Annotated in this window: 23 protein-coding genes and 1 tRNA gene; 7 read left to right on the top strand and 17 right to left on the bottom strand. The window is 67.8% G+C overall.

Annotated elements, in window-relative coordinates:
• Positions 1-35 precede the first annotated feature (35 nt).
• The 5 genes from leuD to AC3WQZ_RS20945 all read right to left on the bottom strand — a co-directional run bounded on the left by leuD (position 36) and on the right by AC3WQZ_RS20945 (position 5350).
• A complete protein-coding gene (gene leuD, locus AC3WQZ_RS20965) occupies positions 36-674 on the bottom strand; it encodes a 3-isopropylmalate dehydratase small subunit (protein WP_010808948.1) in 639 nt (212 codons plus the stop codon).
• A 21-nt stretch (positions 675-695) separates the two neighbouring features.
• The gene (leuC, locus tag AC3WQZ_RS20960) at positions 696-2111 is read right to left on the bottom strand and encodes a 3-isopropylmalate dehydratase large subunit (protein WP_492301181.1); all 1416 of its coding nucleotides are present in this window, start codon (positions 2109-2111) and stop codon (positions 696-698) included.
• A 37-nt stretch (positions 2112-2148) separates the two neighbouring features.
• A complete protein-coding gene (locus AC3WQZ_RS20955) occupies positions 2149-3093 on the bottom strand; it encodes a hydroxymethylglutaryl-CoA lyase (RefSeq protein WP_439668692.1) in 945 nt (314 codons plus the stop codon).
• 36 nt (positions 3094-3129) lie between these two features.
• Positions 3130-4341, bottom strand: a complete 1212-nt coding sequence (locus tag AC3WQZ_RS20950; protein ID WP_058696895.1) for a CaiB/BaiF CoA transferase family protein — start codon at positions 4339-4341, stop codon at positions 3130-3132.
• A gap of 121 nt (positions 4342-4462) precedes the next feature.
• On the bottom strand, positions 4463-5350 hold the full coding sequence (locus tag AC3WQZ_RS20945; RefSeq protein WP_010808952.1) for a LysR family transcriptional regulator: 888 nt from the start codon (positions 5348-5350) through the stop codon (positions 4463-4465).
• A gap of 83 nt (positions 5351-5433) precedes the next feature.
• Here AC3WQZ_RS20945 and AC3WQZ_RS20940 point away from each other — a divergent pair, with 83 nt between their 5' ends.
• Positions 5434-6288: an IclR family transcriptional regulator domain-containing protein gene (locus tag AC3WQZ_RS20940; protein WP_010808953.1), complete on the top strand. Its 855-nt coding sequence runs from the start codon at positions 5434-5436 to the stop codon at positions 6286-6288.
• 18 nt (positions 6289-6306) lie between these two features.
• Here the strand turns inward: AC3WQZ_RS20940 and AC3WQZ_RS20935 are convergent, their stop codons facing one another.
• From AC3WQZ_RS20935 to AC3WQZ_RS20920, 4 genes are all read right to left on the bottom strand, one after another.
• Positions 6307-7146, bottom strand: coding sequence for a dioxygenase family protein (locus AC3WQZ_RS20935; RefSeq protein WP_011614945.1), 840 nt, complete (start codon positions 7144-7146; stop codon positions 6307-6309).
• Positions 7147-7168: 22 nt separating this feature from the next.
• Positions 7169-8821, bottom strand: a complete 1653-nt coding sequence (locus AC3WQZ_RS20930) for a class I adenylate-forming enzyme family protein (protein WP_058696896.1) — start codon at positions 8819-8821, stop codon at positions 7169-7171.
• The gene (locus AC3WQZ_RS20925; protein WP_439668689.1) at positions 8818-9606 is read right to left on the bottom strand and encodes a citryl-CoA lyase; all 789 of its coding nucleotides are present in this window, start codon (positions 9604-9606) and stop codon (positions 8818-8820) included. Before AC3WQZ_RS20925 ends, AC3WQZ_RS20930 begins: the two co-directional genes overlap by 4 nt.
• A 140-nt stretch (positions 9607-9746) precedes the next feature.
• The gene (locus tag AC3WQZ_RS20920) at positions 9747-10040 is read right to left on the bottom strand and encodes a hypothetical protein (RefSeq protein WP_011614942.1); all 294 of its coding nucleotides are present in this window, start codon (positions 10038-10040) and stop codon (positions 9747-9749) included.
• Positions 10041-10292: 252 nt separating this feature from the next.
• On the opposite strand from AC3WQZ_RS20920, the gene AC3WQZ_RS20915 reads away from it, so the two are divergent.
• Positions 10293-10943 carry a TetR/AcrR family transcriptional regulator gene (locus AC3WQZ_RS20915; RefSeq protein WP_051398466.1) on the top strand — a complete coding sequence of 217 codons (651 nt, stop codon included), beginning with the start codon at positions 10293-10295 and terminating at the stop codon, positions 10941-10943.
• 139 nt (positions 10944-11082) lie between these two features.
• Here the strand turns inward: AC3WQZ_RS20915 and AC3WQZ_RS20910 are convergent.
• From AC3WQZ_RS20910 to cysS, 6 genes are all read right to left on the bottom strand, one after another.
• Positions 11083-11176: transfer RNA gene (locus AC3WQZ_RS20910), tRNA-Ser, on the bottom strand.
• A gap of 129 nt (positions 11177-11305) precedes the next feature.
• Positions 11306-12556, bottom strand: a complete 1251-nt coding sequence (locus AC3WQZ_RS20905) for an aspartate kinase (RefSeq protein WP_010808959.1) — start codon at positions 12554-12556, stop codon at positions 11306-11308.
• 122 nt (positions 12557-12678) lie between these two features.
• Positions 12679-14130, bottom strand: a complete 1452-nt coding sequence (gene tilS / locus AC3WQZ_RS20900) for a tRNA lysidine(34) synthetase TilS (RefSeq protein WP_492301179.1) — start codon at positions 14128-14130, stop codon at positions 12679-12681.
• Positions 14096-15067, bottom strand: a complete 972-nt coding sequence (locus AC3WQZ_RS20895; protein ID WP_010808961.1) for an acetyl-CoA carboxylase carboxyltransferase subunit alpha — start codon at positions 15065-15067, stop codon at positions 14096-14098. The genes tilS and AC3WQZ_RS20895 overlap by 35 nt, the downstream gene beginning before the upstream one ends.
• A 115-nt stretch (positions 15068-15182) precedes the next feature.
• Entirely contained in the window at positions 15183-16010 is an 828-nt protein-coding gene (locus tag AC3WQZ_RS20890; protein WP_010808962.1) for a DNA-3-methyladenine glycosylase family protein, read from the bottom strand.
• A complete protein-coding gene (gene cysS, locus AC3WQZ_RS20885) occupies positions 16007-17395 on the bottom strand; it encodes a cysteine--tRNA ligase (RefSeq protein ID WP_011614939.1) in 1389 nt (462 codons plus the stop codon). Before cysS ends, AC3WQZ_RS20890 begins: the two co-directional genes overlap by 4 nt.
• A gap of 283 nt (positions 17396-17678) precedes the next feature.
• Here cysS and AC3WQZ_RS20880 point away from each other — a divergent pair, with 283 nt between their 5' ends.
• From AC3WQZ_RS20880 to AC3WQZ_RS20865, 4 genes are all read left to right on the top strand, one after another.
• Complete coding sequence (locus AC3WQZ_RS20880) at positions 17679-18389, top strand: tetratricopeptide repeat protein (protein WP_011614938.1); 711 nt, start codon at positions 17679-17681, stop codon at positions 18387-18389.
• 74 nt (positions 18390-18463) lie between these two features.
• Positions 18464-19045 carry a peptidylprolyl isomerase gene (locus AC3WQZ_RS20875; RefSeq protein WP_010808965.1) on the top strand — a complete coding sequence of 194 codons (582 nt, stop codon included), beginning with the start codon at positions 18464-18466 and terminating at the stop codon, positions 19043-19045.
• A 23-nt stretch (positions 19046-19068) separates the two neighbouring features.
• Positions 19069-19569: a peptidylprolyl isomerase gene (locus AC3WQZ_RS20870; RefSeq protein WP_010808966.1), complete on the top strand. Its 501-nt coding sequence runs from the start codon at positions 19069-19071 to the stop codon at positions 19567-19569.
• Between the two features lie 66 nt (positions 19570-19635).
• On the top strand, positions 19636-20433 hold the full coding sequence (locus AC3WQZ_RS20865) for a UDP-2,3-diacylglucosamine diphosphatase (protein ID WP_010808967.1): 798 nt from the start codon (positions 19636-19638) through the stop codon (positions 20431-20433).
• A 30-nt stretch (positions 20434-20463) separates the two neighbouring features.
• Here the strand turns inward: AC3WQZ_RS20865 and cysE are convergent, their stop codons facing one another.
• Together cysE and AC3WQZ_RS20855 are read right to left on the bottom strand one after the other, a co-directional pair.
• Entirely contained in the window at positions 20464-21207 is a 744-nt protein-coding gene (cysE, locus tag AC3WQZ_RS20860) for a serine O-acetyltransferase (protein ID WP_010808968.1), read from the bottom strand.
• A 305-nt stretch (positions 21208-21512) separates the two neighbouring features.
• On the bottom strand, positions 21513-22343 hold the full coding sequence (locus AC3WQZ_RS20855; RefSeq protein ID WP_010808969.1) for an RNA methyltransferase: 831 nt from the start codon (positions 22341-22343) through the stop codon (positions 21513-21515).
• Positions 22344-22534: 191 nt separating this feature from the next.
• Between AC3WQZ_RS20855 and AC3WQZ_RS20850 the strand changes: the two genes are divergently transcribed.
• Positions 22535-23353, top strand: a complete 819-nt coding sequence (locus AC3WQZ_RS20850; protein WP_010808970.1) for an inositol monophosphatase family protein — start codon at positions 22535-22537, stop codon at positions 23351-23353.
• The last annotated feature ends 164 nt before the right edge of the window (positions 23354-23517 follow it).

Below are 23517 nucleotides of genomic sequence, written 5' to 3'. Positions count from 1 at the left end.
CCGGCTCGGACGGCCGGCTGCCGTCAGGGGATCATTCAGTCAAAGAGCCAGGGCTCCAATTGCCGCCGCGCCTGCTCGTAATCCCGGATCTGCCCGGCATGGCGCAGCGCCAGCGCGATATCGTCCAGGCCGTTCAGCAGGCAGTGCTGCTTGAACGGATCCAGCGTGAAGGCAATGGCCTCGCGCGACGGCGTCACCACCTGCAGCGCGGCCAGGTCCACCTGCAGCCGGTAGCCCGGCGTGGCCGCGATCTCGGCGAACAGGCGCTCGACCACGTCCGGCGCCGCCACGATCGGCAGCAGGCCGTTCTTCAGGCAGTTGTTGTAGAAGATGTCGGCAAAGCTGGGCGCGATCAGCGCGCGCAGGCCGAAGTCCTCCAGCGCCCACGGCGCATGCTCGCGCGATGAGCCGCAACCGAAGTTCTCGCGCGCCAGCAGGATCGAGGCGCCGCGGTAGCGCGGCTGGTTCAGCACGAAATCCGGGTTGAGGGGCCGGCTGCTGCAGTCCTGCCCGGGCTCGCCGTGGTCCAGGTAGCGCCAGTCGTCGAACAGGTAGGGGCCGAAGCCGCTGCGCCGGATCGACTTCAGGAACTGCTTGGGCAGGATGGCGTCGGTATCGACATTGGCTCGGTCCAGCGGCGCCACCAGGCCATCCAGGGTGGTAAAGGCTCTCATTGCTCGGTTTCCTCCGGTGGTCTACAGCGAGCGCACATCGATGAAGTGGCCCGCCACCGCGGCTGCGGCCGCCATCTGCGGGCTGACCAGGTGGGTGCGCCCGCCCGGCCCCTGCCTGCCTTCGAAGTTGCGGTTGGAAGTGGAAGCGCAGCGTTCGCCGGCCGCCAGGCGGTCATCGTTCATGCCCAGGCACATCGAGCAGCCCGGTTCGCGCCATTCGAAGCCGGCGGCGATGAACACCTGGTCCAGCCCCTCGGCCTCGGCCTGCGACTTGACCAGCCCGGAGCCCGGTACCACCAGCGCCTGCCTGATGCGCGGCGAGACATGGCGCCCGCGCAGCACCGCCGCCGCGGCGCGCAGGTCTTCCAGGCGCGCATTGGTGCATGAGCCGATGAATACCTTGTCCAGCGCGACCGCCTCGATCGGCGTATTCGGCAGCAGGCCCATGTAGTCCAGCGCCTGCTCGATGCTCTTGCGCCGCACCGGGTCGCGCTCGTCGCGCGGATCGGGAATGCGCTCGCCGACGGCCACCACCATTTCCGGCGAGGTGCCCCAGGTCACGTGCGGGCGGATCGCGGTGGCATCCAGCTCCACCACGGCATCGAAGGCGGCGCCCGGATCGCTGCGCAGCGTGCGCCAGTAGCCGGTGGCGGCGTCCCACATCGCACCGGCCGGTGCTTGCGGGCGGCCGTCCAGGTAGGCCAGCGTGGTTTCATCCACCGCCACCATGCCGGCGCGCGCGCCCGCTTCGATCGCCATGTTGCACACGGTCATGCGCGCCTCCATGCTGAGGCCGCGGATCGTGCTGCCGGCAAACTCGATCACGTGGCCGGTGGCGCCGGCGGTGCCGATGCGGCCGATCAGCGCCAGCGCGATGTCCTTGGCGGACACGCCACGGGGCAGCTCGCCGTCCACCCGCACCAGCATCGACCTGGGCTTCTTCATCCACAGGCATTGCGCGGCCAGCACCTGCTCCACTTCGGAGGTGCCGATGCCGAACGCAAACGCTGCGAACGCGCCGTGTGTTGACGTGTGCGAGTCGCCGCAGGCAATGCTCATGCCGGGCAAGGTGGCGCCGCGCTCCGGACCGACCACGTGCAGGATGCCCTGGCGCGGATCGTCCATGCCGAAGTTGACGATGCCGGTGTCTGCGCAGTTCTGGTCCAGGGCCTCGACCTGCGCGCGGCTGACGGGATCGGCAATGCCCAGCTTGCGCGCGGTGGTCGGCACGTTGTGGTCGGCCGTTGCCAGCACGGAAGCGGCGCGCCACACCTTGCGCGCGTTCAGGCGCAGGCCTTCGAAGGCCTGCGGGCTGGTCACCTCGTTGACCAGGTGGCGGTCGATATAGATCAGCGCGGGTCCGTCCGGATCCTGGTGGATCACGTGGCTGGCCCAGAGCTTGTCGAGCAGGCTCGCCGGGCGGTCGGGTTCAGTCATGGGGGTCTCTCCTTGTATTTCTCGTGGCGGACGCGGGTTACCTTGCGCCCACCCACTCAGGCACCGGATGCAGCTCGGTGGTCTTGCCGGCCTTGACCACCTGCCCGGAAATATCGTGTCCGACCAGCGCCGGCAGCTCGCGCGCCGCGCCGAGCAGCCGGTCCAGGTCGACACCGGTGTCGATGCCGGAAGACTCCAGCATGTGCACCAGGTCTTCCGTGCAGATGTTGCCGGTCGCGCCCGGCGCAAAGGGGCAGCCGCCCAGCCCGCCCAGCGACGCATCGAAACTGTCCACGCCCGCCGCCAGGCCGGCCAGCACATTGGCCAGGCCCATGCCGCGCGTGTTGTGGAAATGCAGGGTCAGCGGCACGCCCGGGAACCAGCGCAGGAACGCCTCGACCAGCTTGCTCACCTGGCGCGGGTCGGCCATGCCGGTGGTATCGGCCAGCGTGATGCTGTCCATGCCCAGTTCCAGGTAGCGGCCCGCGGCCCACTTCACCCGTTCCGGCGCGATCTCGCCTTCGAACGGGCAGCCGAACGCGGTCGCCACGCAGCCGCTGACGGCCAGCTCGGCCGACTGCGCCAGCTGCATCACGCCGCGGAACTGCTCCAGCGACTGGTCGCAGGTCATGCGCATGTTGGCCAGGTTGTGCGTCTCGCTGGCGGACATCACCAGGTTGATCTCGTCGAGGTCGCACTCCAGTGCGCGCTCGCAGCCGCGCGCATTGGGCACCAGCGCGGTGTAGACCACGTCCCGTTGGCGGCGGATGCCTTTCGCGACCGCCTCTGCATCGCGCAGGTTCGGGATCGCCTTGGGCGAGACAAACGAGGTGATCTCGATCCTGGCCAGGCCGCTTTCCGAGAGGCGGTCGATCAGCGCGATCTTCTGTTCGGTGGGGACGAATTCCGGCTCGATCTGGAAGCCGTCGCGCACGGACACTTCATTGATGCGCACGCGCCGGGGGGCGTTAGGAAGCCACATGGTTCTTTCCTTTCTTTCCTTTTCGTTGGGGCGGGCTCAGACCACGCCGGCGGCGCGCAGCGCGCGCAGCTCGTCGCCGGCAATACCGATGCCCGCCAGGATCTCTTCGGTGTGCTGGCCCAGTTCGGGGCCGATCCACCTGGTGCGCCCCGGGGTCCCGCTGAGCTTGGGCACGATGCCGGACAGCTCCAGCGGCGAGCCATCCGGCAACTGGTGCGGCTCGATCATGTCGCGCGCGCGGTAGTGCGCGTCGCTGCTGATCTCCGCCGCGGTGTAGATCTTTCCGCAGGGCACGGCCGCGGCTTCCAGCGTTGCCAGCACTGCGTCGAGGTCATGCGCGGAGGTCCACGCGGTGATGGCGTCGTCGAGCATGGAGTTGTGCTGCACGCGCCCGTCGTTGTGCGCCAGGCGCGGGTCCTGGCCCAGGTCGTCGCGGCCGATGGCGGCCATGAAGCGCCGGAAGATGGCGTCGCCGTTGCCGGCAATGATCACGTACTGGCCATCCTGGCACGGATACGTATTCGACGGCGAGATGCCCGGCAGGCTGGCGCCCGAACGCTCGCGCACATGGCCGAACTTGGCGTACTCCGGCACCAGGCTCTCCATCACGGCAAAGACCGACTCATAGAGCGCCACGTCGACAAACTGCCCTTCGCCCTGGTTGGCGCGCAGGTGGTGCATGGCCAGCAAGGCGCCGATGACGCCATACAGCGATGCCAGCGTGTCGCCGATGCTCACGCCCGAGCGCACCGGCGGCCGGTCGGGATAGCCGCTGACATAGCGCAGCCCGCCCATCGATTCCGCAATCGCGGCAAAGCCGGGGCGGTCCTTGTAGGGTCCGGTCTGGCCGTAGCCGGAGATGCGCACCATGACCAGCGCGGGGTTCACCTTGCGCAGGTCCTCCCAGCCCAGGCCCCATTTCTCGAGCGTGCCGGGGCGGAAGTTCTCGATCACGATATCGGCTTCGGTGACCAGCTTGCGCACGATCTCCTGGCCCTGCGCCGAACGCAGGTCCAGCGTCAGCGACTTCTTGTTGCGGCTCTGGCTATACCACCAGAGCGAGGTGCCTTCATACAGCTTGCGCCACTTGCGCAGCGGGTCGCCGTCCTTGGGCGATTCGATCTTCAGCACTTCGGCGCCGAACTGCGCGAGCAGTCCGCCCGCATACGGGCCTGCGATCAGCGAGCCGAGTTCGATCACGCGGACGCCCTGCAGCGGCATCGTTCCGTTGTTCGCTTCGTTAGCCATGGCGGTTTGCTGCTCCTGTGGATACGGTGGTCTGTGATGCAAGATTGGAAGAACCCGCGCGCGCGGTAAAGCAACCATTGGCGAGCCCGCCATCGCGAAAAACGATGGCAGCGCTGGCGCGCTATTCATCCTCGCGCAGCCGGTCCACCAGCAGCCGCGCCACCGCGGACAGGCCCTCATACGCACGCACGCCGATCACCAGCTGGCGCGCGGCCCACGCTTCATCGAGCGCGACGGTGCGGATGCCAAGGGTCTGCTGGTAAGGCCCGGCACTGGACCTGGGCAGGATTCCCAGGCCCAGTCCCGCCTGCACCATCAGGCACAGCGCGTCGTAGCCGGGCACGTGGATGCGCGGCTTGAACACGCGGCCGGCCTCGCTGGCAGCCTTGGCCAGCTGCAGGTGGATCTGGCTGCCTGCGTGCAGGCTGACGAAGTCGTAGTCGAAGGCCTCGCGGATGGTCACCGAGTGCCGCCCGGCCAGCGGATGCGCGCCGGGCACCACCACGACCAGTTCGTCGCGCCGGTAGGGGAACGTCTCCAGCTCCGCACCCACCGCGCCCGCGGTGAAGATGCCGATGTCCGCGGCGTTCTCGGCCACCGCGCGCACGATGGCGGTGCTGACGCGCTCTTCCAGGTGCACGTCGATCAGCGGGTACTCGGCCAGGAACGACTTGAGCTGCGCCGGCAGGAACTGCGTGATGGCCGAGATATTGGCCATCACCCTCACCTGCCCGCGCAAGCCGCCGCCGTAGTCGCGCATGCGCACCAGGATGTCATCGAGGTTGTGCAGCACGCCGCGCGCCAGGTGCGCCAGCTCCATCCCGGCCATGGTCGGCTGCACGCCCTTGTTGCTGCGCATCAGCAAGGCGGTGCCCAGCCCCTGCTCCAGTTCGCTCACGCGCTTGCTGACCGCGGCCGCGGCAAGGTGCGCGTGCTCCGCCGCCGCGGCGATGGAGCCGGTTTCGGCCACGGCGACAAACAGGCGCAGCGAAGTGGGGTCGAGTCTCATGATGCGATGTCTCCCGGATCCGGTGGCCTGCGATGGCCCCGGCCCTTGTGTTGCATGCGGTCCGTTGCGGCTAAAATACGGCCATGACCTCCGCCGCCAAACCGTCCGCCCCCGTCGACAACGACGCTCCGCCGAAGCTCGAGGAAGGCCACCGCGACTACGTCGCGGCGCTGGCGCGGGGCCTGGCGGTGATCCAGGCCTTTACCGAGACCACGCCGGAACTGACGCTGAGCGAAGTGGCGCAGGCCACCGGCATGACGCCCGCGACCGCGCGCCGCGCGCTGCTGACGCTGCAGGCGCTGGGCTATATCGGCGCCAACGGCCGCCGCTTCGTGCTGCTGCCCAAGGTGCTGTCGCTGGGCGCCGCCTTCCTCAGCTCGATGAACCTGCGCGACATCGTGCAGCCGTTCCTGCAGGAGGTGGCCGAGCGCTTCCGCGATTCGGTCTCGCTTGCCATCCTCGACGGCGACAGCGTGGTCTACCTGGCGCATGTGCCCAGCCGCCGGCGCATCGCCTTCCGGGCTTCGGTGGGTTACCGGCTGCCGGTCCATTGCACCTCCCTTGGCCTGGCCTTGCTGGCGCACGCGCCCAAGGCCCAGCAGAACAAGATCCTCGACAAGGCGCCATTCCAGAAATTCACCCCGCTGACACTCAGCGATGCCGACGCGCTGCGCGCGGCGCTGGCACGCGCGCTCGAGCAGGGCTATGCCATCCAGGACAGCCAGCTGGAGCTGGGCGTGCTGTCGATCGCCGTACCGGTGCGTGACCCGCAACAGCGCGTGATCGCCGCCATCAACTGCTCCACCGAAACCGAGCGCACCAGCCCGGACGAACTGGTCGCCACCCGGCTGCCGGCGCTGCGCGAAGCCGCCGCGTCGATCGAGGCGGCGATCCGGCGCGCACCGGCGCTGGCGCACTCCATTACCGCCGCCTCCTGAGCGGCCTCGCGCGCCGGCTTACTGCGCCGTTTCAGGCTGCAGCACGATATCCAGGTTGACCAGCTGGTAGCCGTCGCGCTCCGGGTGCGGCAGCGCGTCGACGATGTGGTCGTCGATGGTTGAGAAGATGCAGTCGACCGGATTGGCCGGATCACCGGCGAAATACAGCTGCGACGTCAGGTTCCGGTAGCCTGGCTGCATCACCCGGTAGTGGATGTGCGGCGCGCGCTGCCGGTTGCGGCCCAGCCGCTTCATCAGCACGCCCACTTCGGTATCCTCGCGGCCGATGATGTAGCCACCCGGGCGGATGGTGAACACCTGGAAGCTGCCATCGGCCTCGCAACGCAGCTTGCCGCGCAGGTTGTCTTCCGACTGCGAGTCATCTTCGTTCTCATAGCGGCCGAACTGGTTGGGCTGCCATACGATCATCATCGCGCCCGGTACCGGCTTGCCGGTGGCGGCATCCAGCACGCGGCCGCGCACCTCCAGCCGCTGGCCAGGCTCGTCGTCGGTGGCGATATGGCATGGGTTGGAGCCTTCGGCGATCTCGTCCTTGGGGAACGGACCGGTCACGTTCTGCGGCGTGGCGTGGTCATCGGTGCGTGCCAGGTCCAGCGCGCGCATGGTCAGGCCCATCATGTCGCACAGCATGATCAGTTCATCCTGCTGGGCCACCTTGCCTATCCAGGTGGCGATCCGGTAGAGCTGCCGGTCGGTCAGCTTCAGTTCGTCCAGCATGGCGTGGAAGTGCTTCAGCGCCACGCGGAACTGCGCCTGCAGGACCGGGTCCGCGCCGGGCGCATCGCTGCACATGGCATCGAAGGCGCGTTGCAGGGTGTAGTTGTCGGGGTTGTTCATCGCTGTCTCCGGTGATTCTGTGTCAGTGGCTGGCGGCGGCCATGTCGATGGCGCGGGCGAACAGGGTTCCATCCGCTTTCAGCTTGTGCTTGGCCGGCTTGTGCGTCGGGGTGTGCGGAATGGCATCCACGGCGACGACATAGCGCGGCAGCTTGTGCACGGCCAGCCGGTCCCGAGCCCAGGCGAGCAACTCGCCCGGCTCGACCGACTGCCCGGGGCGGAACTGCACCGCCAGCAGGATCTCTTCTTCGCCCAGGTCCGCCGGCACGCCGATGGCCGCCGCTTCCTCGACTGCGGGGTGCTCGCCGAAGATCCGGTCGAGCTCGGCACCGGACACGTTCTCGCCCTTGCAGCGGATCACGTCCTTCTTGCGCGCGACGAACACGTAGTAGCCATCGCTGTCCTGGCGCACCAGGTCGCCGGTGGCGAACCACCCGTCGCGGAACGCGGCCTCGGTCTGCACGGCGTCGCGGTAGTAGCCCTGCATCAGCGTCGGGGTGCGGATCAGCAGTTCGCCCGCGGCGCCGGGTGCCACGTCGTGGCCGTCGTCATCGACGATGCGCGCCTCGGGCACCGGCACGGCCGGGTCCGGGTGCGGCGAGATCAGGCCCATGGTGCCGAGCTTGTGCGGGCCGTTGAACGGATTGGCGATGACGCCGGGGATTTCCGTCATGCCGTAGCACTCGATCAGGCGCGGCACGTGGAATTCCTGCTTCATCACCCGCACCATCTCCTGGGTCTGCGGCGCAATGAACATCTTGGTAATGCGATGGCCCGGCACGAATTCCGCGCGCGGGCGCCGCGCCAGGATGCTGCCGGCGGCGGCCACCAGGTTGACCTCGGTCGCGCCGCTCTCGGCCGCGAAGCGCCAGAACGACGACGCCGAGAAACGGCGCATCAGCACCAGGCAGCCGCCGCAGGCCAGCGCCCCGCCCACCGAATACATCAACGCATTGATATGGAACAGCGGCATCACGCACATCACGCGCTCGTCCGGCTGCAAGTGCAGGCGGCCGACAAAGGCCTCGGCGGTCAGCACGTAGCCGCGATGGCTGTGCATGGCGCCCTTGGGAAAGCCGGTGGTGCCTGAGGTGTAGATGATCAGGGCGGTGCTGCGGTCGCTGTCGACGCCCGGGGCTGCGTTGGCCGGCTGCGCCGCATGCGCCGCGATCGATGCGGCCAGCGTCGGCACGCCGTGATCGCCATCCTCGTTGGCGCGCAGCCAGACGTCACCGCCCAGGTCCGCGGCCACGGCGGCGCCGGTCGCCAGCGTGCCGGGCGCGCACACCAGGCCGCACACCTGCGCGTGCCGGAATACGTACAGCGCCTCGTCGAGCCGGTACTCGGGATTGGCCGGCACCATGGTCGCGCCGATACGGGCCAGCGCGAACATCAGCACCACGGTGGACGGATGGTTGGTCGAGAGCACGCCGACACGGTCGCCGGGTCCGACTTGCATCGCCTGCGCCAGCCAGTCCGCGGTGAGGCCGATCCGTTGGTCGAGCTGGCGATAGCTCCAGGTCTCGCCCTCGAACACAAGCGCCGGCTTGTCCGGGTGCGCCGCCACGCGGGCGGCAAGGAAGCCGGTGAGCGTGGCATCGTGGGCGCGGTACTGCCTGAGCACATCGAGCGGCGCCACCAGCGCGTCGCCGGCAGGGAGTACGGGCGGCTTCATGATGCTTGCGCCGGCGCGGCGCTGTAAGTGATGGCGTGTTCGGCGGCGTCGGCCAGGATAAAGCCGATGGGTTGCGCGCGCTCTTCCTGCAGGTGGGCGATCAGGCTCGCCACGCGGGCCAGCATCGGTACGCCCTTGAGCGCGCTGGCGGGATAGCCGGCATCGAGCAGCACCGCGGGGATCGCGCCCGACACATTGAGCGGCAAGGCCTTGCTGTAGTGCTCGGGGACCGCCGCGGCCACCGCCTCGAGCGCGGCGACGTGGTCGCCCGCGATGCCGAGTTCACGCGCGAATGCCAGCAGGCGGTGCGCGCGCGGATCGCCCTGCTTGTGCGTGGGGTGGCCGAAGCCCGGCAGCGGCTGTCGCGCCTGCCGCAAGGCCCGCACCACCGCGTGCGCGCTGTCTGCCAGCGTGCCGGCGTCCCGGCCGGCCAGCACTTGCGCCAGCATCTGCCCGGCGGTTTCCGAGGCCCCCAGGATCACCGAGCCGCAGCCCAGCACGCCCGCGGCCACCGCGCCCTGCAGGGCGTCGGGGGCGGCGGCGAGCGTCATGCGCGCGGCCTGCACCGACGGCACCAGTCCGTGTTCGGCAATGGCGACCAGGCAGGCATCGGTGATGGCCACCAGCTTTTCGTCCGGCTGGCGGCCGGTAAGCAGGAACAGAAAGTAGGCCGTAAAGCCGATCTTGCCGATCAGTTCCTGGCTGAGATCCTTGCCATGCACCGACACCCCGTGGAGTTCCACATGGGCAATGGCGGTGTGGCCGGTGCGTTTGGCATCCGTCACGTTGTCTCCTATTTTTGCGCTACGCGCAATCTAATGCGTTATACGAATTATTCTAGGGCGTGCCACAGTGCATTGCAAGGTCGGGAATACCTGCACCGGGAGCCAGCCGGCACTGCGCCAGGCGCAGCGCCGGCACATCATCAGGCACGGTCCGACGGATCGGTCTCGCCGATCCGGGCGAGCGCGCCATCGGTGAAGGGATCGACCTCGCGTACCGCGCCGTCCAGATACGGATCGGCCTTGCGCGCTGCGACCTTGCGGAACTGCTCGTCCACCAGCCGGCCCGGCTGCGAACGCTGCGCCGACCCGGCCGAGGGGATCGAGCCATGTGCCGCACGTGCGCCATCTGTATAGACATCGGGCGACCGCACCGCGGCCTGGGCCGCCGAAGCCATCACCAGCACCACTGCTGCGCCAAACATTGCCGTTTTCATCACTTGCTCCTGTTAAGCATCGAAGAGAAGAGCGCCGGTTCTGGCCGGGGTCTGGGGTCCAGCCCTTCAGCGCGTCGCCCATGGTGGCAAATATAATTAAAACCGTACCGTATGGTATTCTTAAATTCGAAATGAGTCGTTCTGATTTATTGAAGCCATGAGCTTGTCACATGGGGAAACGCAGCAGCCTGCCGGCTTTTGGTAGACTGCGCAGGGCCCCCGGCATGGGGTGCGCCGCCACGCCTGCACCAGATGAACTCTCCAGAAAGCGCTTCCCCCCCTGTGGTCCACCACCCGCCCGTGCGCATCACGCGCCGCGGCGAAGAGAAACGCGCGCTGATCCTGAGCACCGCCGCGGACATGTTCCTGGAACATGGCTATGACGGCGTCAGCCTGGATGACATCGTCAAGGCGTGCGGCGGCTCCAAGACCAACGTGTACAGCTATTTCGGCGGCAAGGACGGACTCTTCGTCGCGGTGGTGGAGCGGCTATGCGACCGCTTCCTGGAGAAGACAGAGAAAGGACTGGACCTGTCGCGCTGCAACGCCGCGCAGGGCCTGCACAGGATTGCGCACAGCTTCCTGCATTCGCTGCTGGAAGAACGGCACCTGGCGTTCCTGCGGCTGATCTTTGCGGAGTCGCGGCGCTTTCCGGCGCTGGGCAATGCCTGGTACACGCGCGGCCCGGAGGCAACGTGCGCCTATATCGCGGCCTTCCTGTCCGCGCAGCAGGCCAACGGCATCCGTCTTGCGGCAAGTCCCGAGGCCAGCGCCCGGCTCTTCCACGGCATGGTGCTGGCCAGCGTGCTGCACCGGACGCTGGCAACCGGCATGCGGCCGGACGAAAGCGAGACCGGTGCGCTGATCAACAACGCCATCGCCGTGATCGTGCCGCAGGACTGAAATCGCAGCGCGGATCGCTCATCGCGCCGGGATGTCCGAGATGCCTTGAATGCGCGATCCTCTGGCACAAGGCATCTGATGGGCCAGAAAAACAAAAACCCCGGAAGACCGCGATCTTCCGGGGTTTCGCCGCCATGACTGGCGGAGACGGAGGGATTCGAACCCTCGATCCAGGTTTTGGCCCGGATGCTCCCTTAGCAGGGGAGTGCCTTCGACCTCTCGGCCACGTCTCCCAAACTTGCGTTGTGTGAGGGAGCCACACAACGAAGCGCGTATTCTAGCGGCGCCGCACGTGTTGGTCAACGAAAAATCGATCACTCAACACAAAAATCGCGGCCCCGCCAGAAGTGTTCACGAACGGATCACGCCTGTTCCAGTTCGAAGGCCTTGTGCAGCGCGCGCACGGCCAGTTCCATGTACTTCTCGTCGATCAGCACCGAGATCTTGATTTCCGAGGTGGAGATCATCTGGATGTTGATGCCCTCCTCCGACAGGGTGCGGAACATCTTGCTGGCGATGCCCACGTGCGAGCGCATGCCCACGCCCACCACCGACACCTTCGATACCTTCGGGTCGCCCGACACGCTGCCGGCGCCGATATGCGACTTCACGCCGTCGTTCAGGATGGCCAGCGCGCGCTGGTACTCGCCGCGCGGCACGGTGAAGGTGAAGTCGGTCTTGCCGTCGACGGACTGGTTCTGGATGATCATGTCGACGTCGATGTTGGCGTCGGCGACCGGGCCCAGGATCTGGTAGGCGATGCCCGGCTTGTCCGGCACGCCCAGAACGGTGATCTTGGCTTCGTCACGGGCAAAGGCAATGCCGGAGATGACGGCTGCTTCCATGGTGGAGTCTTCCTCAAAAGTGATCAGCGTGCCCGAGTGCATTTCCTGCTCGAGCGGCATAAGCGGGTCGGTCAGCGACGACAGCACGCGAGTCTTCACGCGGTACTTGCCGGCGAACTCCACGGAGCGGATCTGCAGCACCTTGGAGCCGAGGCTGGCCATTTCCAGCATTTCTTCGAAGGTGATCTGGTCCAGGCGGCGGGCGTCTTCGACCACGCGCGGGTCGGTGGTGTACACGCCGTCGACGTCGGTGTAGATCAGGCACTCGTCGGCTTCGATCGCGGCGGCGATGGCCACGGCCGAGGTGTCCGAGCCGCCACGGCCGAGGGTGGTGATGTTGCCGTCGTCGTCGATGCCCTGGAAGCCGGTGATCACGACCACGCGGCCGGCGTCGAGGTCGGCCAGGATGCGCTCGTCGTCGATCGATTCGATACGGGCCTTGGTATAGGCCGAGTCGGTCTTCACCGGCACTTGCCAGCCGGTGTAGCTGACCGCGTCAATGTCTTCGCCGTGCAGCGCGATGGCCAGCAGTGCCACGCTGGCCTGTTCGCCGGTCGAGGCGAGCATGTCCAGCTCACGCGGATTGGGCTGCGGCGAAATTTCCTTGGCGAGTCCCAACAGGCGATTGGTCTCGCCCGACATGGCCGAAGGCACCACGACTACGCGGTGACCGGCGCGGTGCCATTTGGCCACGCGCTTGGCGACATTCTTGATGCGTTCCGTGGAACCCATCGAAGTGCCGCCGTATTTGTGAACGATGAGAGCCATCTTCTTGTCGACGCCAGCGATTATGCAAAGCCCTTGAAAATACACGAACAAGCCCTGTCAGGCAAGGCGGGAGCGGGATTCGGCTGCAGATCGGAAGTGATGCCGACGGCGATCCGGCCGCTTCAGTGCGGCGGCATCGCCACTGCCGGCGGCCGCGGATGCCACTCGACGCGCCAGCGCGGCGCCGCCGGGGCGTCCGGCCAGCGGCGGTGCATGCCGAGGCCGGCGGCCAGCACCAGGGTATCGCCAGACCACAGCAGCGGCAGCCAGGCGCGGCGCCAGGCCGGGATGCCGGCTTCCTGGCAGGCTTGCTTCAGGGCCCGGGCCGGACCGCCCGGGCGCAGCACGATACGCTCGCCGCCACTGCGGGCGGCCAGGCGCAAGGGCTGGCGCAGCGCCGCTTCGGGCACGCCGAAGGTGTCATCGCGGAAGAAATGGAGTTCGCCGCGCCAGCCGGGCACGACGATACGGGCCTCGCCGCGCCAGTCCAGCATCACGGGTGCCGGCGCGGCAATCGGTGGCGGCGTGCAGGCCAGCACGCGGTCGCGGAAGCGGCGCAGGACCAGCCCTTCATGCGCGATCGCGGGCTCGCCGCCAGCGTGGGCGACCAGTTGCTCGCGCATCGCCGCCAGCCTGGCGGTGGACGGCGCGCGCACGCCGAGGTCGCGCAGCCAGAAGCGCAGCACGGCATCGGCATGTGCCACGGGCAAGGCGCGCAGCCCTCCCAGGTCGAGTTCGGCAAGCGTGTCGGCATCGCGGCCGGGGCGTGCCAGCGCCGCCAGCGAGGCGGCTGCCAGTTCATCGATCAGTGCGCCTGCCTGGGCGAAATGCGCTGCCGCCTGCACCACGTTGGCCGACAACGCCGGAAAGGCCGCGACCAGCGCCGGCAGGTGCGCGCGCAAGGCATTGCGCGCATAGCGCTCATCGGCATTGGACGGGTCGTCGACCCATTGCAGCGCGTTGGCCGCGCAGTAGGCCTCGATCTCGGCGCGGGCCACATCCAGCCAGGGGCGCAGCAGCGTCACGCCGCTGCGCTCGTCGAGCGGGCGCAGCCCTGGCATGCCGGCCATGCCGGCCACGCCGGCGCCGCGGAACAGCCGCAGCAGCACGGTCTCAACCTGGTCGTCCTGGTGGTGGGCAAACAGCAGCAGGCGCGCGCCGCTATCGGCGCACATCGCCGCCAGCGCGGCGTAGCGCGCGCGGCGCGCGGCCGCTTCCACGCCCTCGCCCACTTCGGGCTGCACCGACACCCGCCGCACGAAATAGCCGACCTGCCACTGCGCGCACAGCGCGGCGCAGAAGCGGTCCCAGTCGTCCGCATCCGCCTGCAGGCCGTGGTGGACATGCAGCGCCACCACGCGCGCGCCAACGCCCCACTCCGCCGCGGCCGCACGGGCGGCATGCAGCAGCGCGACCGAATCGCGTCCGCCCGACAGGGCCACCGCGATCGTCGCCGCGCCCGTGCCGCCGCCAGAAACAACAAAGGCCGCACCGGCCTGGAGGGCCTGTGCGACCTTGTCGGTCAGCCGGGCGGACGGGTCAGTCCTGGGTGCCGGTTTCCTTGAACTTGCCATAGGCGAGCAGGCGCTCGTAGCGGCGGGCCTGCAGCTCCTTCACGCTCATGCCCTGGAACTGGCGCAGCGACTCGGCCAGCGAGCGCTTGAGCATCGCCGCCATGCCCTTGTAGTCACGGTGCGCGCCGCCCAGCGGCTCGCTCACGATCTTGTCGATCAGGCCCAGCGCTTTCAGGCGGTGCGCGGTCAGGCCCAGCGCCTCGGCGGCTTCCGGTGCCTTCTCGGCGGTCTTCCACAGGATCGAGGCGCAGCCCTCCGGCGAGATCACCGCGTAGGTGGCGAACTGCAGCATCTGCACCACGTCGCCCACGGCAATCGCCAGCGCGCCGCCCGAACCGCCTTCACCGATGATGGTGGCGATCAGGGGCACCTTCAGGCCGGCCATCACGTACAGGTTGTGGCCGATGGCTTCGGACTGGCCGCGCTCTTCGGCGTCGATGCCGGGGAATGCGCCCGGGGTGTCGACGAAGGTGAAGATCGGCAGGCCGAACTTGTCCGCCAGCTCCATCAGGCGCTTGGCCTTGCGGTAGCCCTCGGGCTTGGGCATGCCGAAATTGCGCATGGCGCGCTCTTTCGTATCACGGCCCTTCTGGTGGCCGATGACCATGCACGCCTGGCCGTTGAAGCGCGCCAGGCCGCCGATGATCGAAAGATCGTCGGCAAAGGTGCGGTCGCCGTGCAGCTCGTGGAAATCGGTAAAGATCTCGCGCACGTAGTCCAGCGTATAGGGACGCTGGGGGTGGCGGGCGATTTGCGCAACCTGCCACGGGGTCAGGTTGGCGTAGATGTCTTTGGTCAGCTGCTGGCTCTTGCCAGCCAGCCGCGAAATCTCTTCGGAAATATCAACAGCCGAATCGTCCTGCACAAAGCGCAGTTCTTCGATCTTTGCCTCGAGTTCGGCAATGGGCTGCTCAAAATCCAGGAAGGTGGTTTTCATAAAATCACACGTACCTGTCTGTGAAGGGGCGCATTCTACCGGAATTTGGTCGCTATCTTAGCGCCTGCCAGATAGCCCGGACTGCACCTGCCACTAAATTTTCTTGCTGCAATGCCTAATACGTCACTGGGAGCGGGTCAAGACTGCGCCACATATACCACGTGGCCACGGTTCGCCAGGGCTCCCAGTTGGCCGCCACCTCGCGCGCCTCGCTGCGCGTGACCGGCTCGCCGCTGAAGTAATTGGCGGAGATCGCGTTGATCAGGCCGATGTCATCGAGGGGCAGCACGTTGGGCCGCATCAGGTTGAACATCAGGAACATCTCGGCGGTCCAGCGGCCGATGCCGCGTATCTGCGTCAGCTCCGCAATTACCGCTTCGTCGTCCATCTGCGCCCATTCGCCGACATGCACCGTGCCCGCCTTGAAATGGTCGGCCAGGTCGACCAGGTATTCCCCCTTGCGCTTCGACAGGCCGCAACCGGCCAGCTTCTCGGGACCGGCGCGCAGGAACTGTGCCGGGGTCAGCCTGGGGCACAGGGCATGCAGCCGCTCCCACACCGACTGTGCCGCCTTGACCGAGATCTGCTGGCCCACCACCGCGCGCGCCAGCGTGACGAACGGATCCCCGCGCGACACCAGGTGCGCCGGGCCGTAGGTCGGAATCATCTTGCGCAGGATGCGGTCGCGCTTCATCAGGTCGGCGCAGGCCTCGTCCCAGTAGGCGGGGCGCACCGCGTCGATGACGGTTTCGACCGGCAGCGGCACCGCATCCGCTTCGGGCAGCACGGCCTTGGCGTTGCGCGTATCCCTGGCCGTGTCCTTGCCGTCAGGCAGCGGCGCCTCCTTGGCGCCAGCCTTGCCCGGGCGCGGACCGGCCGCCTTCACCCGGCCCCTCGTGGCGGGAGGCGTGGCGATGGCGGGCTTGCGCGCGGCAGCGTTCAAGCACGCCTCCACTCGGTGGCACCGCCCGGCTTGTCTTCCAGCACGATGCCAGCTTCCAGCAGTTGCGCACGGATGCGGTCCGCTTCGGCAAAGTTGCGCTCCACCTTGGCGGTCTTGCGCGCGGCGATCAGGGTCTCGATCTGTTCCGGCGAGATGCCGTCGTCGGACCTGCCGCCTTGCAGGAAGGTATGCGGATCGCGCTCGAGCAGGCCCAGCGTGCCTGCCAGCCCCTTGAGCTGGCGCGCAGCCGCGGTCGAGCCGGTGCGGTTGATCTCGCTGGCCAGATCGAACAGTACCGACATCGCAATCGGCGTGTTGAAGTCGTCGCCCATGGCCTCGGCAAAGCGCCTGGCGTGCGGCTCGTCCCAGTCCACCGCGCAGCCGCCCGGCTGGCTGTCCTTGAGCGCCGTGTACAGGCGTGTCAGGGCGTGACGCGCATCGTCCAGGTGCGCGTCGCTGTAGTTCAGCGGGCTGCGGTAGTGCGCGCGCAGGATGAAGAAGCGCACGACCTCGGCGTCGTACGACTTCAGGACCTCGCGGATGGTGAAGAAATTGCCAAGCGACTTGGACATTTTTTCGTCGTTGATGCGCACGAAGCCGTTGTGCATCCACATGTTGACGAAGGGCTTGCCGCTGGCGCCTTCAGACTGCGCAATCTCGTTCTCGTGGTGCGGGAACTGCAGGTCTGCCCCGCCGCCATGGATGTCGAAATGCTCGCCCAGCAGCGTGCAGCTCATGGCGGAGCATTCAATGTGCCAGCCCGGGCGGCCGGCGCCCCACTTCGAGTCCCACTTGCTCTCGGGCGGCTCGCTGGCCTTGGCGGACTTCCAAAGCACGAAGTCGAGCGGATCCTGCTTGGCGTCGTTGGCGCTGACACGCTCGCCGGCGCGCAGGTCTTCCAGCGACTTGCCCGAGAGCTTGCCGTAGCCGGCGAACTTGCGCACCGAATAGTTCACGTCGCCGTCGCTGGCCTGGTAGGCCAGGCCCTTGGCTTCCAGCTTGCCGATCATGTCGAGCATCTGCGGCACGTAGTCGGTGGCGCGCGGCTCGTGGTCGGGGCGGATCACGCCCAGCGCGGCGGCATCCTCGTGCATGTACTGGATGAAGCGCGTGGTCAGCTCGCCGATGGTCTCGCCGTTCTCGGCCGCGCGGCGGATGATCTTGTCGTCGATGTCGGTGATGTTCTGCACATACGTCACCTCGTAGCCGGCGGCACGCAGCCAGCGGTGCACCATGTCGAACACCACCATCACGCGAGCGTGGCCAACGTGACAATAGTCGTACACCGTCATGCCGCACACATACATGCGGACCTTGCCGGGTTCGATTGGCACGAATGGCTGTTTCTCACGCGCGAGCGTGTTGTAGATGTTCAGAAGCTGCATGAAACGAAGTGAGTGGTGAGAGGAGACTGCCGGGGTTCGCACAGCAGGCAGCACGGGCCGTGGCGCCGGTTGCCCGGCGCCTGGCAGGCCGCCGGCGGCAACGCGGCCACTGGCGCAATTCCGTCGCGCCCCATATCTTACCGGAAGGCGCTGCGCTGGTTGCCTCCGGCACGGCGCCGCCAGCGCCGCGCGAGATGCCGCGCCCGCTGCCCCGATGTCATCGCCTTCGTGCCGGACTTGCCGCTTTGCTAGAATGCCGCGGAGTATAACGGACCTGTCCTCAATGAGCCTGCCGCTGCCCTCCCCGTCTTCTGCCATGTTCGCCGCCCCCGCGCGCCGACGCGGCCATCGCGCCGTACTGCCCCTGCTGGCCCTGGCCGCCGCGCTGGCGGCCCCTGCCTACGCGCAGAACGGCCCGCTGTCGCTGGCCGCGCCGACGACGCCGGTCGGCGGCATCCAGTCGACCGATCCTGGCATGAGCGAGGCCCAGCAGGCGGCCAACGCGCGCCGTTACGACGAAGCCATCAAGGGCTTCGACCGCGTGCTGGCCGCCAACCCGCGCAATGCGCAGGCACGCTTCCAGCGCGCCTGGGCCCTGGCCCAGTCCGGCCGCGAGGACGCCGCCATCCAGGCCTTTGCCGAAATGGCGCAGGAGTTCCCGGAACTGCCCGAGCCCCACAACAACCTGGCGCTGCTCTACGCCAAGCGCGGCGACCTGAAGCGCGCCGAGGCCGAATTGCTGCTGGCCACCGAAGTCAAGCCGGGCTTTGCCATCGGCTATACCAACCTGGGCGACGTCTACCGCCGCCTGGCCGAGCAGGCCTACGCCGAAGCGCTGCGCCGCAATCCGGGCGATACCCGCGCCAGTGCCGGCCTGCGCCAGCTGAACCCTGATGCCGCGGCGCCGGCCAAGCCGGCGGCGCCCGCCGGCACCGGCCGCAAGGCGACGCCAACGCAGCGCCAGGCACCTGCCAGCGCCCCTGCAGCCAACTGACGGCCACTCATCCCAAGGTCCGGGCGCGGCGCGCCCGGACCATGTGCATCATCCAGACATACCGGAGTTCCTTCATGATCCGTTCCCGCCGCATCGTCCTGGCCGGCCTGACCGCAGGCGCCCTGGCACTGTACTCGTTCAGCGCGCTGGCTCAGCAGGCCGCCGAGCGCGTCCAGTTCGTCACCAGTGCCGGCAAGTTCACCGTCGAGCTCTACCCCGAGGCCGCGCCCAGGACCGTCGCGAACTTCCTGGAATATGTGAAGAGCGGCTTCTACAGTGGCACCATCTTCCATCGCGTGATCAATGGCTTCATGGTGCAGGGCGGCGGCTTCGACCGCGACATGAAGGAAAAGCCCACCCGTGCTCCGATCCCGCTGGAAGCCCGCGGCGGCCTGAAGAACAAGGCCGGCACGGTGGCCATGGCACGCACCAGCGACCCCAACTCGGCCACCGCGCAGTTCTTCGTCAATGTGGTGGATAATCCGAATCTCGACTACCCGCAGCCGGACGGCAACGGCTACGCAGTGTTCGGCAAGGTGGTGGAAGGCATGGAGACGATCGACAAGATCAAGAGCGTGCCGACCACGGCCTACGGCCCCATGCGCAATGTGCCGGCCGCGCCGATCGTGATCGAGTCGGCCACCGTCGTCAAATAACACTACCGAACAGAGGAAATCCCATGTCCAAGGTCCAGCTCCACACCAACCAGGGTGTCATCACCATTGAACTCGACGCCGAAAAGGCCCCGAAGTCGGTCGAGAACTTCCTGTCGTACGTGCGCAAGGGCCACTACGACAACACCATCTTCCACCGCGTGATCAAGAACTTCATGATCCAGGGCGGCGGCTTCGAGCCCGGCATGAAGCAAAAGGGCACCGACGCCCCGATCGAGAACGAAGCCGGCAACGGCCTGAAGAACGACCGCTACACCGTGGCCATGGCGCGCACCAACGCCCCGCACTCGGCCACCGCGCAGTTCTTCATCAACGTGGTCGACAACGACTTCCTGAACTTCTCCTCGCCCACGCCGCAGGGCTTCGGCTATGCCGTGTTCGGCAAGGTCGTGGAAGGCACCGACGTGGTCGACCAGATCAAGGGCGTGCGCACCGGCAGCTCGGGCTTCCACCAGGACGTGCCGCTGGAAGACGTGGTGATCGAGAAGGCCGTCATCGTCGAGTAAGCCGATGCCTGACGATTGCGGTTCCGTGCGCATCCACGTGCCGGCATTCCCCTTCCGACACCGCGCATGACCGCAATCTCCCACACGCCGGTGGCCGGTCCCTTCGAGGCACAGGCGCCGGCGTGGTTCATTTCAGACCTGCACCTGACGCCCGGCATGCCCCGCACGCTGGCGGCCTTCGAGCGCACGCTCGAGCGCGCCGCGCAGCACGCGCGCACGCTGTTCATCCTGGGCGACTTCTTTGAATTCTGGATCGGCGACGAAGAAACCGACTCGCCCTTCGCGCAGCGCGTGACCGCAGCCCTGCGCGCACTGGCAGCGCGCGGCGTGGCTGTGTACCTGATGCACGGCAACCGCGACTTCCTGCTGGGCCAGCGCTTCGCCAGCGCTGCCGGTGCCAGCCTGCTGCCCGACCCCGCCGTGATCCACTGTGCCGGCCAGCGCGTGGTGCTGAGCCACGGCGACATGCTGTGCATCGACGACGAACGCTATAACCGCTTCCGCCGCTGGACCCGCAAGCGCTGGGTGCAACGCGTGTTCCTGGCACTGCCGCTGAGCGCGCGTCTGTCGATCGCCCGCAAGCTGCGGGCAGACAGTGAAGGCAACCGCGCCAGGCAGTTGAGCGCGGGAGCGGCCGTTCCGGTGATTTATGGTGACGTGGCGCCCGCGGCCGCGGCCGAGTTGCTCGGCGCCGCCGGTGCGTCGCTGCTGGTGCATGGACACACGCACCGCCCGGCACGGCATGAGGAAGCCGCCGGCGTGCGCTGGGTACTCACTGACTGGGACCTGGACGGCGCCCATCCGCGCGCCGCGGTGCTGCAACTGGATCGCGACGGCTTCCGCCTGTTGCCGCAGACCGACTGAGCGGCAGCGCCGGCCCGGCCCCTTTCCCGCTCACTTCATCAGCCTGCGCAGTTCGCTCGCATCGAAGGGATCGTTTGGCGTATTCTCCAGGTGTTCGCCAAGCCGGTCGAGCGCGGCCAGCACCGCCTCGATGCGGTCGTGCTGGCGCCCCGCATTGTCGATCAGGCTCTTGAGCGCCAGCGACACCGGATCGTCCGCATTGGGCGTGATGCCATAGGCCGAGAACTCCTGCTTGGCACCCTGCTGCGCCGATGGCGCATCCGGCAGGATGATGCGGGCCGGGATGCCCACGGCGGTCGCGCCCGGCGGCACCGGCTTGAGCACCACCGCGTTGGAGCCCACGCGCGCGCCGTCGCCCACCACGAATCCGCCCAGCACCTTGGCGCCCGCGCTCACCACCACGTTGGCGCCCAGCGTGGGGTGCCGCTTCTGGCCCTTGTACAGCGAGGTGCCGCCCAGCGTCACGCCCTGGTAGATGGTGCAGTCATCGCCGATCTCGGCGGTCTCGCCGATCACCACGCCCATGCCGTGGTCGATGAACACGCGCCGGCCCAGCTTGACCGCCGGATGGATTTCGATGCCGGTGAAAAACCGCGCCCAGTGCGAGATCCAACGCCCCAGCCAGTGGAAGCCCGCGTTCCAGCATCGATGCGCAAAGCGGTGGAACACCACGGCATGCAGGCCGGGGTAGCAGGTCAGCACTTCCAGGCGGCTGCGCGCGGCGGGATCGCGCAGCATGATGGTGTCGATATCTTCCTTCAGGCGAGAGAACATCTTGGTCGTGTCGTGTTGCCGCGCCGTGCGCCGCGCCACGCGGGCTGGTGCCCGGGGCAGGGTCGCCGGCGAGGTCAGTGGCCGGTGGGGACGGGATCAGGGAGTGTAAGTGATTTGCCGGGCCCGCTTGGGGTACCGGTGTTTGGCCCCTGATCCGTCAGGGACATTGCGGCGATGCTGCGATCAACATCGCCCGGGCCTGCGCAAACCCGCAGCCGCGGGGCGACAGCACGCGCGCTTGCCGCGCGTGCCTGCCTCGCCCTGCATCGAATCGCTCCGGTTTGCTGCCACTGTCCTTGCTCCTGTCACCGGTCCTTGTGCGGGCCCGGCTGGTTCTGCGCGGCGATCAGCATATGCTTGGCGATGCCGCGCAGGATATTCACTTCCTCGCGCTCCAGGCCGCTGCGTGCCAGCAGCCGGCGCAGCCGGGTCATCAGCCTGCGCGGGTTGGACGGATCGAGAAAACCGATTGCCTCCAGGCCCGTCTGCAGATGGCCGAACATGGCCTCGACCTGCTCGGCCGTGGCCGGCTCACCAGCATAGCCGATATTGGCGCCGGCGTCCGGGGCCGCCTCCAGCAGCGCCAGCCGCATCTCGTAGGCGATGAGCTGCACTGCCTGCGCCAGGTTGAGCGAGGTATAGGCGGGGTTGGCGGGAATATGGGTGACTGCGTTGCAGCGCTCGACCACTTCATTGGGCAGGCCATAGCGCTCGTTGCCGAACACGAAGGCAACGCCGCCGCTGCCGGACAGCGTCTGGCGCGCACGTCCCGCTGCCGCGCGCGGCAGCAGCCGCGGCGGGCCGAATTCGCGGTGGCGCGCGGTCATCGCCACGGTCAGCGCGGCGCCGGCCAGCGCCGCGTCGACCTGATCGACGATGAGCGCGCCTGCCAGCACATCGTCGGCGCCGCTGGCCATGGCGACGGCGTCGGAGTGCCGCAGCACATCCGGCTCGCGTGGCGAGACCAGCACCAGGCTGCCGAAGCCCATGGTCTTGATCGCGCGCGCCACCGAGCCCACGTTGCCCGGGTGGCTGGTTTCGACCAGCACGAAGCGCACGCGGCCAAAAGCGTTGCCGCCGGTATCACCGCTGTTGCCATCGGCAGCGGGCTGGCTCGTATCAATTGCCGGGTTCATATACAATTCGGGGTTCTTCTTTGGCGCGGCGCCAGGTTTTTGCTTGCTCGCGAGACTCTCGCGGCACATTTGCAGCAGAACCGGCGACGCCCGACGTTCTTCTACAATCCGTTGTGTTGTCAGCTGCCCATGAGCGGGCGTGCGGCGCTTTTGCGCCCCGCCGCGTCGTCGTGGCCGGCCTGGAGAGATTCATGCATCCGATGCTCAATATCGCCATCAAGGCGGCCCGCAAGGCGGGATCCATCATCAACCGCGCGTCGCTCGACGTCGATCTGGTGCGCGTCTCGCGCAAGCAACACAACGATTTTGTCACCGAGGTGGACCGCGCCGCCGAAGCCGCGGTGATCGAGATCCTGCGCACGGCCTACCCGGAACACGGCATTCTAGCGGAAGAATCCGGCCAGTCCTGGGCCGAGGGTGAAGACTCCCACGAGTACACCTGGGTCATCGACCCGCTGGACGGCACCACCAACTTTATCCACGGCTTCCCGCAATACGCGGTCTCGATCGCCCAGCTGCACCGCGGCACGCCCGTGCAGGCCGTGGTCTACGACCCGACCCGCGACGAGCTCTTCACCGCCAGCAAGGGCGCCGGCGCCTTCCTGAACAACCGCCGCATCCGCGTTACGCGCCGCGACAAGCTGGCCGACTGCCTGATCGGCACCGGCTTCCCGTTCCGCGACCTGGAAGGCCTGGACGAATACATGGAATTGTTCGCGCTGATGACCCGCAACTGCGCCGGCCTGCGCCGCCCGGGCGCCGCCGCGCTGGACCTGGCCTATGTGGCCTGCGGCCGCCTGGACGGCTTCTTCGAGCGCGGCCTGCAGCCGTGGGACATGGCTGCAGGCATGCTGCTGATCACCGAATCGGGCGGCCTGGTCGGCAACTACGCCGGCGAGCCGCGCCAGATGGAACAGGGCGAAGTGCTGGCCGGCAATCCCAAGGCGTTCGCCCAGATGGTGCGCCTGCTGTCGCCGTTCTCGCTCGACAACGCCAAGCCCGCCGCCTGACACCGGCACATGGCCTGACGGCCAGATCAGCCACACCCCGACGCCCGCCGCACCCCGGCGGGCTTTTTGCATGGTGCGCCCCGCGTGCCACCGCACCCGGCACTGCAGACCTTTCTCATTCCCGAGACGGCCATGATCCTCGTCAAGGTCGCCCCACCCTGCCC

Source organism: Cupriavidus sp. FW305-26 (assembly GCF_058787975.1).
The sequence above is the reverse complement of the archived record's forward strand: the minus strand, read 5'-3'. Positions and strand labels throughout refer to the sequence as shown.

Coding starts and splice junctions, on each gene's coding strand:
- AC3WQZ_RS20850 (WP_010808970.1), top strand. CDS start 22,535: ATGCATCCGATGCTCAATATCGCCATCAAGGCGGCCCGCAAGGCGGGA.
- leuC (WP_492301181.1), bottom strand. CDS start 2,111: ATGACTGAACCCGACCGCCCGGCGAGCCTGCTCGACAAGCTCTGGGCC.
- AC3WQZ_RS20855 (WP_010808969.1), bottom strand. CDS start 22,343: ATGAACCCGGCAATTGATACGAGCCAGCCCGCTGCCGATGGCAACAGC.
- AC3WQZ_RS20955 (WP_439668692.1), bottom strand. CDS start 3,093: ATGTGGCTTCCTAACGCCCCCCGGCGCGTGCGCATCAATGAAGTGTCC.
- cysS (WP_011614939.1), bottom strand. CDS start 17,395: ATGCAGCTTCTGAACATCTACAACACGCTCGCGCGTGAGAAACAGCCA.
- AC3WQZ_RS20935 (WP_011614945.1), bottom strand. CDS start 7,146: ATGAACAACCCCGACAACTACACCCTGCAACGCGCCTTCGATGCCATG.
- AC3WQZ_RS20940 (WP_010808953.1), top strand. CDS start 5,434: ATGACCTCCGCCGCCAAACCGTCCGCCCCCGTCGACAACGACGCTCCG.
- AC3WQZ_RS20930 (WP_058696896.1), bottom strand. CDS start 8,821: ATGAAGCCGCCCGTACTCCCTGCCGGCGACGCGCTGGTGGCGCCGCTC.
- AC3WQZ_RS20945 (WP_010808952.1), bottom strand. CDS start 5,350: ATGAGACTCGACCCCACTTCGCTGCGCCTGTTTGTCGCCGTGGCCGAA.
- AC3WQZ_RS20915 (WP_051398466.1), top strand. CDS start 10,293: ATGAACTCTCCAGAAAGCGCTTCCCCCCCTGTGGTCCACCACCCGCCC.
- AC3WQZ_RS20905 (WP_010808959.1), bottom strand. CDS start 12,556: ATGGCTCTCATCGTTCACAAATACGGCGGCACTTCGATGGGTTCCACG.
- leuD (WP_010808948.1), bottom strand. CDS start 674: ATGAGAGCCTTTACCACCCTGGATGGCCTGGTGGCGCCGCTGGACCGA.
- AC3WQZ_RS20880 (WP_011614938.1), top strand. CDS start 17,679: ATGAGCCTGCCGCTGCCCTCCCCGTCTTCTGCCATGTTCGCCGCCCCC.
- tilS (WP_492301179.1), bottom strand. CDS start 14,130: ATGGCAAGTTCAAGGAAACCGGCACCCAGGACTGACCCGTCCGCCCGG.
- AC3WQZ_RS20950 (WP_058696895.1), bottom strand. CDS start 4,341: ATGGCTAACGAAGCGAACAACGGAACGATGCCGCTGCAGGGCGTCCGC.
- AC3WQZ_RS20875 (WP_010808965.1), top strand. CDS start 18,464: ATGATCCGTTCCCGCCGCATCGTCCTGGCCGGCCTGACCGCAGGCGCC.
- AC3WQZ_RS20920 (WP_011614942.1), bottom strand. CDS start 10,040: ATGAAAACGGCAATGTTTGGCGCAGCAGTGGTGCTGGTGATGGCTTCG.
- AC3WQZ_RS20865 (WP_010808967.1), top strand. CDS start 19,636: ATGACCGCAATCTCCCACACGCCGGTGGCCGGTCCCTTCGAGGCACAG.
- cysE (WP_010808968.1), bottom strand. CDS start 21,207: ATGTTCTCTCGCCTGAAGGAAGATATCGACACCATCATGCTGCGCGAT.
- AC3WQZ_RS20870 (WP_010808966.1), top strand. CDS start 19,069: ATGTCCAAGGTCCAGCTCCACACCAACCAGGGTGTCATCACCATTGAA.
- AC3WQZ_RS20895 (WP_010808961.1), bottom strand. CDS start 15,067: ATGAAAACCACCTTCCTGGATTTTGAGCAGCCCATTGCCGAACTCGAG.